This window comes from Ruegeria sp. AP11 (assembly GCF_056535865.1).
On sequence record NZ_JBQFJB010000001.1, the window covers coordinates 2018774 to 2033161 of the forward strand.

10 protein-coding genes are annotated in these 14388 nt (G+C 61.8%); 8 read left to right on the forward strand and 2 right to left on the reverse strand.

What is annotated here, in order from left to right:
• Positions 1 to 74 precede the first annotated feature (74 nt).
• From gcvP to serA, 3 genes are all read left to right on the forward strand, one after another.
• Positions 75 to 2930, forward strand: a complete 2856-nt coding sequence (gene gcvP, locus ACR3E4_RS10255; protein WP_480567079.1) for an aminomethyl-transferring glycine dehydrogenase — start codon at positions 75 to 77, stop codon at positions 2928 to 2930.
• Positions 2931 to 3124: 194 nt separating this feature from the next.
• On the forward strand, positions 3125 to 4279 hold the full coding sequence (locus ACR3E4_RS10260; RefSeq protein ID WP_480534498.1) for a phosphoserine transaminase: 1155 nt from the start codon (positions 3125 to 3127) through the stop codon (positions 4277 to 4279).
• 59 nt (positions 4280 to 4338) lie between these two features.
• The gene (serA, locus tag ACR3E4_RS10265) at positions 4339 to 5934 is read left to right on the forward strand and encodes a phosphoglycerate dehydrogenase (protein ID WP_480534496.1); all 1596 of its coding nucleotides are present in this window, start codon (positions 4339 to 4341) and stop codon (positions 5932 to 5934) included.
• A 111-nt stretch (positions 5935 to 6045) separates the two neighbouring features.
• Here the strand turns inward: serA and ACR3E4_RS10270 are convergent, their stop codons facing one another.
• Positions 6046 to 6750 (reverse strand): GntR family transcriptional regulator, encoded by a 705-nt coding sequence (locus ACR3E4_RS10270; protein ID WP_480534494.1) that lies wholly within the window; start codon positions 6748 to 6750, stop codon positions 6046 to 6048.
• Between the two features lie 26 nt (positions 6751 to 6776).
• Positions 6777 to 8132, reverse strand: coding sequence for a formimidoylglutamate deiminase (locus ACR3E4_RS10275; RefSeq protein ID WP_480534492.1), 1356 nt, complete (start codon positions 8130 to 8132; stop codon positions 6777 to 6779).
• Positions 8133 to 8213: 81 nt separating this feature from the next.
• Between ACR3E4_RS10275 and hutI the strand changes: the two genes are divergently transcribed.
• From hutI to serB, 5 genes are all read left to right on the forward strand, one after another.
• Positions 8214 to 9419, forward strand: coding sequence for an imidazolonepropionase (gene hutI, locus ACR3E4_RS10280; RefSeq protein ID WP_480534490.1), 1206 nt, complete (start codon positions 8214 to 8216; stop codon positions 9417 to 9419).
• Positions 9416 to 10951 carry a histidine ammonia-lyase gene (gene hutH / locus ACR3E4_RS10285; RefSeq protein ID WP_480534488.1) on the forward strand — a complete coding sequence of 512 codons (1536 nt, stop codon included), beginning with the start codon at positions 9416 to 9418 and terminating at the stop codon, positions 10949 to 10951. The genes hutI and hutH overlap by 4 nt, the downstream gene beginning before the upstream one ends.
• Positions 10951 to 11748, forward strand: coding sequence for an N-formylglutamate deformylase (hutG, locus tag ACR3E4_RS10290; protein ID WP_480534486.1), 798 nt, complete (start codon positions 10951 to 10953; stop codon positions 11746 to 11748). Before hutH ends, hutG begins: the two co-directional genes overlap by 1 nt.
• Entirely contained in the window at positions 11745 to 13427 is a 1683-nt protein-coding gene (gene hutU, locus ACR3E4_RS10295; RefSeq protein WP_480534484.1) for a urocanate hydratase, read from the forward strand. The genes hutG and hutU overlap by 4 nt, the downstream gene beginning before the upstream one ends.
• 68 nt (positions 13428 to 13495) lie before the next feature.
• On the forward strand, positions 13496 to 14374 hold the full coding sequence (gene serB, locus ACR3E4_RS10300) for a phosphoserine phosphatase SerB (RefSeq protein ID WP_480534482.1): 879 nt from the start codon (positions 13496 to 13498) through the stop codon (positions 14372 to 14374).
• Positions 14375 to 14388: the final 14 nt, after the last annotated feature.

Here is a 14388-nt window from a genome sequence, read left to right on the forward strand (position 1 = left end):
AAGACGGCCCTCACCCCACGCCGGAGGCATCTGCCAGAGCGGCTGGGCGAGACATTCCCTGAGGAGCGCAACACATGGCCTTCAAACTGACCGATTACGAAGCCTATGACTTCGCCAACCGCCGCCATATCGGGCCCAGCCCGACCGAGATGCGCGACATGCTCAAGGTGATCGGCTTCAGGACACTGGACGAGCTGATCGACGCCACCGTCCCGCCTGCGATCCGGCAGACCGAACCGCTGGACTGGGGTCCGGCGATGACCGAGCGCGACGCGCTGTTCCACATGAAAGAGGTGGCGAGCAAGAACAAGGTCCTGACCTCGCTGATCGGTCAGGGCTATTACGGCACCACCACGCCCGCGCCGATCCTGCGCAACATTCTGGAAAACCCGGCCTGGTACACCGCCTATACGCCGTATCAGCCGGAAATCTCTCAGGGCCGTCTTGAAGCGCTGTTGAACTTCCAGACCATGGTCAGCGACCTGACCGGGCTGGACGTGGCCAACGCCTCGCTGCTGGACGAAGCCACCGCTGCCGCCGAGGCGATGGCGATGGCCAAGCGCGGCGGCCGGTCCAAGGCCAACAACGCGGCCTTCTTCGTCGACAAGAACTGCCACCCGCAGACCATCGCGGTCATTAAAACCCGCGCCGAGCCTCTGGGCATCGAGGTGCAGGTGGCCGATCCGGACACGCTGGATGCGGGCGCGGTCTTTGGCGCCATCTTCCAGTATCCCGGCACCCACGGCCATGTGCGCGACTTCACCAAGGAGATCGCGGCGCTGCATGAACATAAAGCGATTGCCATCGTGGCCGCCGACATCCTGTCGCTGGCGCTGCTGAAGTCACCGGGCGAGATGGGCGCGGATATCGCCATCGGCTCGACCCAGCGTTTTGGCGTGCCGATGGGCTATGGCGGCCCGCACGCTGCCTATATGGCGACCACCGACAAGCTGAAGCGTTCGATGCCGGGCCGGATCATCGGTGTTTCCATCGACAGCCGCGGCAACAAGGCCTACCGCCTGGCGCTGCAGACCCGCGAACAGCATATCCGGCGTGAGAAAGCCAACTCGAACGTCTGCACCGCGCAGGCGCTGCTGGCCGTCATCGCCTCGATGTATGCCGTGTACCACGGCCCCGACGGCATCAAGGCCATCGCGCAATCGGTGCACCGCAAGACCTCGCGCCTGGCCGCCGGCCTGGAAGAGGCAGGCTTTGCGGTGGAACCGGAAGTGTTCTTCGACACCATTACGGTCGAGGTCGGCCATCTGCAGAACGTGGTGATGGAGGCCGCCGTGGCGCGCGGTGTGAACCTGCGCAAGGTGGGCGACACGAAAGTGGGCATCAGCCTGGACGAACAGACCCGCCCCGAGACCATCGAGGCGGTCTGGGGCGCCTTTGGCATCGATCGCAAGGATGACAGCTCGAACAAGCAATACCGCCTGCCGGATTATGCGCTGCGTGAAAGCGAATACCTGACCCACCCGATCTTCCACAAGAACCGGGCCGAGGCGGAAATCACCCGCTATATGCGCCGTCTGGCCGACCGCGATCTGGCGCTGGACCGGGCGATGATCCCGCTGGGCTCGTGCACCATGAAGCTGAACGCCACGATCGAGATGATCCCGGTCACCTGGCCCGAGTTCGGCAATCTGCACCCGTTCTGCCCGCAAGATCAGGCGCAGGGCTACACCCAAATGATCGACGATCTGAACGACAAGCTGTGCCAGATCACCGGCTATGACGCGATCTCGCAGCAGCCCAACTCGGGCGCGCAGGGGGAATATGCGGGCCTCTTGACCATCCGCAACTACCACTTCGCCCGTGGGCAGGGGCAGCGCAATGTCTGCCTGATCCCGACCTCGGCGCATGGCACCAACCCGGCCTCGGCGCAGATGGTGGGCTGGCAGGTTGTGCCGGTGCAGGCGGATGAGAACGGCAATATCGACCTGAACGACTTCCGCGCCAAGGCGGAAAAGCACAGCGATCATCTGGCCGCCTGCATGATCACCTATCCGTCCACCCATGGCGTGTTCGAGGAAACCGTGCAGGAGGTCTGCCAGATCACCCATGACCACGGCGGTCAGGTCTATATCGACGGGGCCAACATGAACGCCATGGTCGGTCTGGCGCAGCCGGGCAAGATCGGCGGCGATGTCAGCCACCTGAACCTGCACAAGACCTTCTGCATCCCGCATGGCGGCGGCGGCCCCGGCATGGGTCCGATCGGCGTCAAGGCGCATCTGGAGGAGCACCTGCCCGGCCACCCGGAATACGGCACCGCCGTGGGCCCGGTCTCGGCGGCGCCCTTTGGGTCTCCGTCGATCCTGCCGGTCAGCTGGGCCTATGTGCTGCTGATGGGTGGCGCCGGTCTGACCCAGGCGACCAAAGTGGCGATCTTGAACGCCAACTATATCGCGGCGCGGCTCAAGGATGCCTATCCGATCCTCTACACGTCCGAGACGGGCCGTGTGGCGCATGAATGCATCCTCGACACCCGTCCGCTGGCGGATGAAGGCAATGTCAGCGTCGATGACGTGGCCAAACGTCTGGTCGACTCAGGCTTCCACGCGCCCACCATGTCCTGGCCGGTGGCCGGCACGCTGATGGTGGAACCCACGGAATCCGAACCCAAGGACGAGCTGGATCGCTTCTGCGACGCCATGCTGTCCATCCGGGCCGAGGCGCAGGACATCATCGACGGCAAGATCGACGCGGAAAACAACCCGCTGAAAAACGCCCCCCACACGGTGCGCGATCTGGTCGGCGACTGGGACCGGCCTTACTCGCGCGAACAGGCCTGCTTCCCGCCGGGCTCCATGGGCGTCGACAAATACTGGTCCCCCGTCAACCGCGTCGACAACGCTTACGGAGACCGAAACCTCATCTGCACATGCCCGCCCATGTCAGAATACGAAGACGCCGCAGAGTAATACACAGAACCCCGCCCAATAATGGGCGGGGTTTTCGCCAATCGGAAACTCCTGTTCTGATTTGACCCCCTTCCGCGTGTCGTTTTTATCCAAAGAAGCGTCTTTTCTGCTTGCTGCGGCTGCAAACGCCCCATACCCCTGTGCGTGGGACACCCCTCCCCAACGAGGGGCGTGTATCTGGAAGGGTAATACAGATGAACACTAATACACCGGCGACGCGGCCGGCGAATCCGCGTTTTTCCTCGGGCCCCTGCGCCAAACCCCCTACATTTGAGCTGTCTAAACTGGCCGATGCCGCATTGGGTCGGTCGCACCGGGCCGCCGTTGGCAAGGACAAGTTGAAGGCGGCCATCGAAGGCACGCGTGAGGTTCTTGGTATTCCGGCAGATTACAAGATCGGCATCGTTCCCGCCTCGGATACCGGCGCGGTCGAGATGGCGCTGTGGTCGCTGCTGGGCGCGCGCAAGGTCGAGATGCTGGCATGGGAAAGCTTTGGCGCGGGCTGGGTGACCGATGTGGTCAAGCAACTGAAGATCGATGCCGAAGTGAAAACTGCCGATTATGGGCAGATCGTTGATCTTACCTCGGTCGATTTCGCCAATGATGTGGTGTTTACGTGGAACGGCACCACTTCGGGTGTGCGGGTTCCGAATGGCGATTGGATCGCCGACGACCGTCAGGGGCTGACAATCTGCGACGCGACCTCGGCGGCTTTTGCGATGGACCTGCCGTGGGACAAGTTGGATGTAACCACGTTTAGCTGGCAGAAGGTGCTGGGTGGCGAAGCGGCCCACGGGATGCTGATCCTTAGCCCGCGTGCTGTGGAACGGTTGGAGAGCTACACCCCCGCATGGCCGCTGCCGAAGATTTTCCGCCTGACCAAGGGCGGCAAGCTGATCAAGGGCATCTTTACCGGGGCTACGATCAACACGCCCTCTATGCTGGCAGTTGAGGATTACCTGTTCGCGCTGGACTGGGCGCGCTCGGTCGGCGGCCTGCAGGGGCTGATCGCCCGCGCGGATGCCAATGCCGGTGCGGTGCATGCGTTTTGCGACCAGAACGACTGGATCGCCAATCTGGCCGAAGACGCGGCGACTCGGTCGAATACATCCGTCTGCCTGAAATTCACCGACGCACGCATTCAGGATGGCGCAGCATTCGCCAAGGCCGTCGCCAAACGACTGGAGGCCGAGAATATCGCGCTGGATATCGGTGCCTATCGCGACGCGCCTGCGGGCCTGCGGATATGGTGCGGCGGCACGGTCGAGACCTCGGATATCGAGGCGATGCTGCCCTGGCTGGCCTGGGCCTTTGAGGCCGAGCTTGCGGCGCAAACCGAAGCCGCCTGACCTTTTCACCGGGCCGCGACACAGGCCCGGACCTTCCATATAATTCAAGGACCACAAATATGGCCCCCAAAGTACTCGTATCCGACAAGCTCAGCGAAACCGCCGTGCAGATTTTCCGCGACCGAGGCATCGACGTGGATTTCATGCCCGATCTGGGCAAGGACAAAGACAAACTGGCCGAGGTGATCGGTCAATATGACGGCCTCGCCATCCGCTCGGCCACCAAGGTGACGCCGACCATTCTGGAGAAAGCCGACAAGCTGAAGGTCATTGGCCGCGCCGGGATTGGCACTGACAATATCGACAAGGAAGCGGCCTCGAAAAAAGGTGTGATCGTGATGAACACGCCGTTCGGCAACATGATCACCACCGCTGAGCACGCGATTGCAATGATGTTCGCCGTGGCGCGGCAAATCCCCGAGGCCAGTGCCTCGACCCATGCGGGCAAGTGGGAAAAGTCCAAGTTCATGGGGATCGAACTGACCAACAAGACGCTGGGCGTCATCGGTGCCGGGAACATCGGCGGCATCGTTTGTGAACGTGCTTTGGGTCTGAAGATGAAAGTCATCGCCTATGACCCCTATCTGGGCGAAGAGAAAGCCGCCAAGATGGGCGTGGAAAAGGTCGAACTGGACGAGTTGCTGGCGCGCGCCGATTTCATCACCCTGCACGTGCCGCTGACCGATCAGACCCGCAACATCCTCAGCCGCGAAAATCTGGCGAAAACCAAGAAAGGCGTGCGCATTATCAACTGCGCCCGTGGTGGTCTGGTTGATGAAGACGCATTGGCCGAAGCGCTGCAATCGGGTCAGATTGCGGGTGCGGCCTTTGACGTGTTCAGCGAAGAACCGGCCAAAGATAACGCGCTATTCAACCTGCCCAACGTGGTCTGCACCCCGCATCTGGGCGCCGCGACGACCGAGGCGCAGGAAAACGTGGCGCTGCAGGTGGCCGAGCAGATCTCAAACTACCTGCTGACCGGAGCGGTCGAGAATGCGCTGAACATGCCCAGCGTGACGGCGGAAGAGGCCAAGGTGATGGGGCCTTGGATCAAGCTGGCCGGTCATTTGGGCAGCTTCATCGGTCAGATGACCGATGAGCCGGTGCAGGCGATCAATATCCTCTATGACGGGGTCGCCGCCGAGATGAACCTGGCCGCGCTGAACTGCGCGGTGGTCGCGGGGATCATGAAAAAGTTCAACCCCGAGGTGAACATGGTTTCGGCTCCGGTGGTTGCCAAGGAACGTGGGATCAAAATCTCGACCACCAATCAGGATAAATCCGGCGCGTTCGAGGGCTATATCAAGGTGACCGTGGTCACCAGCAAACGCGAACGGTCAATCGGGGGCACGGTGTTCAGCGATGGCAAGCCGCGTTTCATCCAGATCAAGGGCATCAACATCGATGCCGAGATCGGGGCGCATATGCTCTATACCACCAACGAGGACGTGCCAGGCATCATCGGCGCACTAGGTCAGACTATGGGTGAAAATGACGTGAACATCGCCAACTTCACCCTTGGCCGGTCCGAGGCGGGCGGTGAAGCGATAGCGCTGCTTTATGTTGACGAACCGGTCCCCGCCGAGGCGCGCGCGAAACTGGCCGAGACCGGGTTGTTCACCCAGATCAAACCGCTGGAATTTGACGTCGCCTGACAGCGGCGACTCATTTTCTGACATCTGCTCATGCCCGCGCCGGAGACAGCGCGGGCATATCCAACTGAGCCAGATATCGTTTCGGAGTGCGCGTAACCCGAAGGTCTGTGGTCAGAATTGCGTGGTCATCCGATATCCGGCGGCAAAATACATCTTGGCGAAAGTGACGGGACGGCCCTGCAACCAGGTGATACGCTCGGCGGTGAAGACCGGCTCCCCTTCCGGTAAATCGAGGAAACCGGCGACCGATATGTCGGCGCGACTGGCCAGAAAGGTAAGTTCAACATTGGTGAACGGGACTGTCTGAACCAGCCAGTCATTGGGCCCGATTTCAGAGAAATCGGCCTGCTCGACCTGCGGAACACTCTCGACCACGATCCAGCGGTCCTCGTACTGGAACGGAGCATTGCCCGAATAATGCATGCAGCGCACATGCATCACGCGGTCGCCCGCATGCAGGGCCAGTCGGGCGCGCAGCCAGTCGGGGGCGGGCTGTATCTCGGCTGAGACCAGCGCATAGCGATAAGTGCCACCCAGGGCCTCAACCTCATCCCGGACCAGCGGAATGGTGAAGCGCGCTTGCCTTAGCGGCGCGCTCAGGACCCGGGTACCGGCTTTGCGGCGGCGTTCCAGAAAACCCTCATCCGCCAGTTCGCGCAATGCGCGGTTCACCGTTGTGCGGGTGCAGGAGAATTCGACCGCGAGTTCCTGCTCGTTGGGCAGCAAGCTGTCCGGCCGCCACTCGCCCGAGCGAATGCGGCGCAGAACCGTCTGCTTGATGTCCTTGTAACTGGTGGTGTCGTTGCTTTGGGTCATTTCGGCTCTGATACAGGGGTTTATGACTAAATGTCAGCCAGAAGGTCGGTCATTGCTGCGCGATATGCAGACAGGATCGCAGCGCGGGCGACATGTCGACCGGCGCGCACCTGATGGCGTCCCGCCGACCACAGATCGGTCACTGTGCCGTCCGGTGCAGTGAAACACAGGCCATCGAGCAGCTGGTCATCCCGCAAGGTGCACAACGTCGGGTGGGTCCGGTCGATTGCCACCAGATCAGCCAGCTTGCCCACGGCGATCTCACCGGCATCGCGCCCCAGCGCCTGCGCCCCGCCCCGTGCCGCACCGGTATAAAGCGCATGGCCCACAGATCCTTCACCCCGCACCAGCACCGTTCGGGCCTTGTCGCGAAGTCGTTGCGAATACTCCAGTGTCCGCAACTCTTCGGGCAGGGAAATACGCACGTTCGAATCGGACCCGACGCCAAACGCGCCGCCGTTTTCGACATATACCGCGCCGTTGAAGATGCCATCGCCCAGATTGGCCTCGGTGATCGGGCACAATCCGGCGACGGCCCCGGACTGCGCCAGTCTGCGGGTTTCATCATCGGTCATGTGGGTGGCGTGAATCAGGCACCAGCGTGCATCGACTTCGGTATTGTCCAGCAACCACGCAACCGGGCGCTGGCCCAGTGCGGTTTCGACATCTGCGACTTCCTGCAACTGTTCCGAGATGTGGATATGAACCGGGCCTTGCGGTGATTGGGCCAGCACCTGTTTCAGATCATCCGGCGCCGTGGCCCGCAGGGAATGGGGTGCGATGCCGACACGGCTGTCGGCATGAGGCAGATCGGTTCGGCAGTCGTCCACCAGACGCAGGAACCGTTCGACGTCATTGCCAAAGCGCAACTGCCCTCCGGCCAATGCCTCTTGCCGGACGCCGCCGTAGGTATAGAGCACAGGCAGATGCGTCAGGCCGATTCCGGTCTGGTCGGCGGCTGCGAATATGCGCTGGCTCAGCTCGGACAGTTGCGCATAGGGCGCCCCGCCTGGCTGATGATGGACATAGTGGAATTCTCCGACCGAGGCATATCCGGCTTCCTGCATCTCCATGAAAACCAGTGCTGCGATGGCTTCGATCTGCTCGGGCGTCAGGCGGTCCAGAAAGCGATACATCAGGGTGCGCCAGGTCCAGAAGCTTTCGCGCCCGGCGGCACGAACCTCGGTCATTCCGGCCATCGCGCGTTGGAATGCATGGCTGTGCAAGTTTCCAAGCGCGGGCAGCAGGACGTCGACGCAGGCATCCTGTGGCTGCGCGGGCGCCTGGGCTGCAAGCGAGGATATCCGCCCGTCCGTGATCTCGACCCGCACATCACGCACCCAGTTTGAGCCTAACAAGGCGGTTTTTGCATGAACCGTCATGGCACTTCCAATTTGTGTAGACTTTAATTTAATACACGTATACGAAAAATCCAAACGCAGGGGGAGCCCAAAAGAATCGCCATGACGAAAAAAACCGTTCTTCGCGGCAAACACATCGCAACCATGCAAACCGGTCACCCTTATGGGTTGATCGAAGATGGCGCGGTGGTCGTCGAGGGGGAAGAGATTGCCTGGGTCGGGCGATGGTCCACGCTGCCGCAGGCATTTGCCGATGTGCCCTGTACCGATTTCGGCGACCGCCTGATCACTCCGGCCCTGATTGATGCCCATACGCATGTGGTCTTTGGCGGCAATCGCGCCGCCGAGTTCGAGATGCGATTGAACGGTGCAACCTACGAAGAGGTCGCGCGCGCAGGGGGTGGCATTCTGTCGACGGTCAATGCGACTCGTGCGGCGTCGGAAGAGGCTTTGCTGTCAGACGCCCTGCCGCGTGTGGATGCCTTGTTGGCCGAGGGCGTGTCCTGCATCGAGGTCAAGTCCGGTTACGGGCTCGATTCCGAGACCGAATTGCGCATGCTGCGTACCGCACGGAGAATCGCACAAGAGAGGCCGGTCCGGGTGCGGACCAGCTTTCTGGGCGCACATGCGATCCCGCCGGAATATGCCGGACGCGGCGATGTCTATATCGATGAGGTCTGTATCCCGACCCTGCGCGCGGCGCATTCCGAAGGCCTGGTGGATGCCGTCGACGGGTTTTGCGAAGGTATCGCCTTCAACCCATCGCAGATCGAGCGTGTCTTCAAGGTCGCGCAAGAATTGGATCTGCCGGTCAAGCTGCATGCCGAACAATTGTCCAATCTGGGAGGCGCAAAGTTGGCGGCCTCATTCGGGGCCCTGTCCGCCGATCATATCGAATATCTCGATGCGGATGGGGTTGCTGCCATGGCGCAGGCGGGCACTGCTGCGGTACTGCTGCCCGGAGCCTTCTATACGTTGCACGAGACTCAACTGCCTCCGATCGAGGCGCTGCGCGAGCAGGGTGTTCCGATGGCGCTGGCCACCGATTGCAATCCGGGTTCGTCTCCGCTGACGTCGCTGCTGTTGACGATGAACATGGGATGCACCCTGTTCCGCCTCACCCCGCACGAGGCACTTGCAGGTGTAACCTGTTACGCGGCGCACGCTCTGGGGCTGACGGATACCGGGACAATCGCCGCCGGTCTGCGTGCCGATCTGGCGGTCTGGGATGTGGCGCACCCTGCTGAGTTGTCTTACCGAATTGGCTTTAACCCCCTTCACGCACGTATTTTCGGAGGTCTGCAATGACGCCCATGTCCCTCGTTCCGGGTCAGGTTTCACTGGCCCAGCTTGAGGAAATCTATTGGTCCGAGGTTCCGATCTCGCTGGATGCATCGTGCCGACCAAAGGCCGAGGCCGCAGCGGCGCGCATCGCGCAGGCGGCGCAGGGGGCCGAGCCGGTTTACGGTGTAAACACCGGGTTCGGCAAACTGGCCAGCCACAAGATCGCGGCCGAGGATACCTCGACCCTGCAACGCAACCTGATCCTCAGCCATTGCTGCGGGGTTGGTCCTGCCGTACCACGCCGTCTGGCGCGGCTTATGATGTCGCTGAAACTGCTCTCATTCGGACGCGGGGCCTCCGGTGTGCGCTGGGAATTGGTGGAGCTTCTACAGCAGATGCTGGTTCGCGGCGTGACGCCTGTGATCCCGGCACAGGGATCGGTCGGGGCGTCCGGCGATCTGGCCCCATTGGCGCATATGACGGCGGTTGTTATCGGGGAAGGACAGGCCAAGGTGAATGGCGCGGTGCTGCCGGGGGCAGAAGCGCTCAAATCCGTCGGGTTAGAGCCGATACAACTGGGCCCCAAGGAAGGGCTGGCCTTTATCAACGGCACCCAGTTTTCGACAGCCTATGCGCTGGCGGGGCTGTTCGAAGGTTGGCGTGCGGCGCAGAATGCGTTGGTGGTCTCGGCGGTTTCGACCGATGCGATCATGGGCTCGACCGCGCCTTTGCAACCCGAAATCCACGCGTTGCGTGGTCATCGCGGCCAGATCGAGGCCGCCGCCGCCATGCGCGCCGCGCTGGACGGGTCCGAGATTCGCGAAAGCCATCGCGATGGCGATACCCGCGTGCAGGACCCCTATTGCATCCGCTGCCAGCCCCAGGTGACCGGCGCGGCGATGGACGTGATCCGGCAGGCCGCCACGACGCTTGAGATTGAGGCGAACGCAGCCACCGACAACCCACTGGTCCTGACCGACCCCGAGGCAATTGTCTCGGGCGGGAATTTCCATGCCGAGCCTGTGGGTTTTGCCGCCGACATGATCGCGCTGGCCCTGTCCGAGATCGGCGCGATCGCGCAGCGGCGCATTGCCCTGATGGTGGACCCGGCGCTCAGCTTTGATCTGCCGCCGTTCCTGACGCCGCAACCGGGGCTGAACTCGGGCCTGATGATCGCCGAGGTTACTGCCGCCGCGCTGATGAGCGAGAACAAGCATCTGGCCAACCCTTGTGTGACCGACAGCACGCCTACGTCGGCCAATCAGGAAGACCACGTCTCGATGGCGGCCCATGGGGCACGGCGATTGGCGCGGATGGTCGAGAACCTGAACTATATTCTGGGGATCGAGCTGCTTTGCGCCGCGCAGGGTGTCGAATTCCGCGCCCCTCTCCAAACCAGCGCACCATTGCAGTGGGCGATTGATCGCCTGCGCGCCGATATCCCCGCGCTGGCCGAGGATCGGTACCTTGCGCCTGAACTGGAACAGGTACGCACCCTGATCGCGGACGGTTCTGTTCTGCAAGCCATCGATGTGCCAATGCCGGGGCTGACCTGATGCAGGTGTTCGACGTTCAGCACGGCGACGGCCCCATCGTTCTGGGCCAGCCACATGGCGGAACTTATGTGCCGCCGGATATTGCGGGTCGTTTGAATGCGACCGGGCAGTCCCTGAAAGACACGGATTGGTACATAAACAGGCTCTATGATGGACTTTTGCCGGGTGCCACCGTCGTGCAATCGCATGTCCACCGCTATGTGATTGACTGCAACCGCGACCCGTCAGGCGTGTCTTTGTATCCCGGGCAAAACACGACAACTTTGGTGCCTTTGACCGATTTCGATGGACAAACGATCTGGCAGCAGGGGCAGGAGCCGTCTGTCGACGAAATCGAAGCCCGCCGCCAAGCCTATCACGCGCCCTATCATGCGGCGTTGGAGGAAGAGTTGCACCGGGTCAAAGCCAGGCATGGTTTTGCGGTTCTGTTTGATTGCCATTCTATTCGCAGCCGTATCCCGTTTCTGTTCGACGGTACCCTGCCTGAACTGAATATCGGAACAGATGGCGGCGTGACCTGCGCGCCCGAAATCGAGTCTATTACAAATGAATTCGCCGCATCTTCGCCCTTTAGCACGGTTCTGAACGGCCGTTTCAGAGGGGGCTGGACCACCCGCCACTATGGCCGCCCCGCCGAGGGGCTGCACGCAATTCAAATGGAGTTGGCGCAATCGACCTATCTGACCACGGAAGCTGCGCCTTGGGCTTTTGACAACAAAAAGGCGGCGCGTCTGCGCCGCTGGCTATTCGACATTCTGGACGCCATCCAGGACACTGCATTGGAGCTTGCACAATGACCAACCCTCGCAAGAATACCCGCGATATTTTCCCGCCGACCGGCCCCGAGTTGAACGCCAAAAGCTGGGTGACCGAGGCGCCGCTGCGGATGCTGATGAACAACCTGCACCCGGATGTGGCCGAGAACCCGCATGAGCTGGTGGTCTATGGCGGTATCGGCCGTGCGGCGCGTACGTGGAAGGATTTCGACACTATTGTTGCCGGTTTGAAGGATTTGGAGGAGGACGAGACCCTGATCGTCCAGTCCGGCAAGCCCATCGCGATCATCCGGACGCATAGGGATGCGCCGCGCGTGTTGATCGCCAATTCCAACCTCGTGCCGCATTGGGCGACCTGGGATCACTTTAACGAGCTCGATAAGAAGGGCCTGATGATGTATGGCCAGATGACCGCTGGTTCGTGGATCTATATCGGCACACAGGGCATCGTTCAGGGCACTTATGAGACCTTTGCCGAGGCTGGCCGTCAGCACTATGACGGCGACCTGACCGGCAAGTGGATTCTGACCGGAGGTCTGGGCGGTATGGGCGGCGCGCAGCCGCTGGCCGCTGTCTTCGCCGGGGCCAGCTGTCTGGCAGTGGAGTGCAACCCGGACAGCATCGATTTCCGTCTGCGCACCAAATACCTCGACGAGAAGGCCGAGACGCTGGACGAAGCGCTTGAGATGATCGACCGCTGGACCAAAGCGGGTGAGGCGAAATCGGTTGGCCTGCTGGGCAATGCGGCCGAGGTTTTCCCTGAAATCTATCGCCGCATGGCTGAGGGCGGAATGCGCCCGGATATCGTGACCGATCAGACCAGCGCGCATGACCCGATCAACGGCTACCTGCCGCTGGGATGGACCATGGGTGAGTGGCGCGAGAAGCGCGAAACAGACCCTAAAGCGGTGGAAAAGGCGGCGCGCGCCTCGATGAAGCAGCATGTCGCGGCGATGGTCGATTTCTGGAATGCGGGCGTACCTACGCTGGATTATGGCAACAACATCCGCCAGGTTGCGCAGGATGAAGGGCTTGAGAACGCCTTTGCCTTCCCTGGTTTTGTTCCTGCCTATATCCGTCCGTTGTTCTGTAAAGGGATCGGTCCGTTCCGTTGGTGCGCCCTGTCCGGTGACCCCGAGGATATTTACAAGACCGATGCGAAGATGAAGGAGTTGTTTCCCGAAAACGAACACCTGCATCGCTGGCTGGATATGGCGCAGGACCGCATCGCGTTTCAGGGTCTGCCTGCCCGTATCTGTTGGATCGGGCTGGGGGATCGGCACCGCGCCGGGCTGGCATTCAACGAGATGGTGGCCAATGGCGAGCTGAAAGCGCCGGTCGTCATCGGGCGCGACCATCTGGACAGCGGCTCGGTCGCCAGCCCCAACCGCGAGACCGAGGCGATGCTGGATGGCTCGGACGCGGTTTCGGACTGGCCCTTGCTGAACGCCTTGATCAACACCGCCAGTGGCGCGACCTGGGTGTCGTTGCATCACGGTGGCGGGGTCGGCATGGGCTTCAGTCAGCACGCAGGCGTAGTAATCTGTGCCGACGGGACCGAGGATGCCGCGCGGAGGTTGGAGCGGGTGCTGTGGAACGACCCGGCCTCGGGCGTGTGGCGGCACGCGGATGCAGGGTATGAGATCGCCAAAGACTGTGCCCGTGAACACGGGCTGCGGCTGCCGGGCATTCTGGGCTAGGTCAAACTGTCTCTGGTGAAACGGCGACCCCTGCGATATCTCGCAGGGGAACTTGCCGGAGACCCGATATGTACGTAGCCACCCTGTTGACCAATCCGAATGCGCCGACGCTCGAGCAGGCATTGCTTGAGTCTCTGCGCAATGCCTGGGGCGGGGGCGATGGGATCTGGCTGAGCCCCGGCGAGGCAGCCGAGTTTTCCATACCCGAGGTGCCTGAGAACCGGTGGGATGTCTGGGCAGAGCTGCAGCAGGTCGGCGTGGATCTGATCGTTCAGCCGTCGGAAGGCCGGCGCAAGAAAATGCTGCTGGCGGATATGGACAGCACCATGATCCAGCAGGAATGCATTGACGAACTGGCCGATGAAGCAGGCGTCGGTGACCGGGTCAAGGACATCACCGCACGCGCGATGAATGGTGAACTGGATTTCGAAGGCGCACTGACCGAACGTGTCGGCTTGCTGAAGGGTTTGGACGAAAGCGTCATCACCAAAGTTCTGAGTGAACGGATCGTATTGATGCCGGGCGGCAAAACGCTGTTGGCGACGATGCGCGCAAACGGGGCTTATGCCGCGCTGGTGTCTGGTGGTTTTACGGCCTTTACCGCGCGCGTGGCCGAACTGCTGGGCTTTGACGAGAACCGCGCCAACACCCTTCTGGCCGAAGACGGCAAGCTGACCGGAGATGTGCAGCGGCCCATTCTGGGGCGGCAGGCCAAGATCGAGGCGCTTGAGCAGATTTCCACCCGTCTCGGGATCGCTGAGACGGAAGTGATCGCCGTGGGGGACGGGGCCAATGATCTGGGTATGTTGGGGCGCGCCGGAACGGGTGTGGCGCTGCATGCCAAGCCGTCGGTCGCCGCGGAATGCGATATTCGGATCAATCATGGGGACCTGACGGCGCTGCTGTACCTGCAGGGATATGGGCGTTCTGAATTCGTATCGCCCTGAAGGGGTTTTCTTAA

Bases quoted from the DNA above. Each gene is read 5' to 3' on its own strand.
- gcvP (WP_480567079.1), top strand. From the start codon at position 75: ATGGCCTTCAAACTGACCGATTACGAAGCCTATGACTTCGCCAACCGC.
- ACR3E4_RS10260 (WP_480534498.1), top strand. From the start codon at position 3,125: ATGAACACTAATACACCGGCGACGCGGCCGGCGAATCCGCGTTTTTCC.
- serA (WP_480534496.1), top strand. From the start codon at position 4,339: ATGGCCCCCAAAGTACTCGTATCCGACAAGCTCAGCGAAACCGCCGTG.
- ACR3E4_RS10270 (WP_480534494.1), bottom strand. From the start codon at position 6,750: ATGACCCAAAGCAACGACACCACCAGTTACAAGGACATCAAGCAGACG.
- ACR3E4_RS10275 (WP_480534492.1), bottom strand. From the start codon at position 8,132: ATGACGGTTCATGCAAAAACCGCCTTGTTAGGCTCAAACTGGGTGCGT.
- hutI (WP_480534490.1), top strand. From the start codon at position 8,214: ATGACGAAAAAAACCGTTCTTCGCGGCAAACACATCGCAACCATGCAA.
- hutH (WP_480534488.1), top strand. From the start codon at position 9,416: ATGACGCCCATGTCCCTCGTTCCGGGTCAGGTTTCACTGGCCCAGCTT.
- hutG (WP_480534486.1), top strand. From the start codon at position 10,951: ATGCAGGTGTTCGACGTTCAGCACGGCGACGGCCCCATCGTTCTGGGC.
- hutU (WP_480534484.1), top strand. From the start codon at position 11,745: ATGACCAACCCTCGCAAGAATACCCGCGATATTTTCCCGCCGACCGGC.
- serB (WP_480534482.1), top strand. From the start codon at position 13,496: ATGTACGTAGCCACCCTGTTGACCAATCCGAATGCGCCGACGCTCGAG.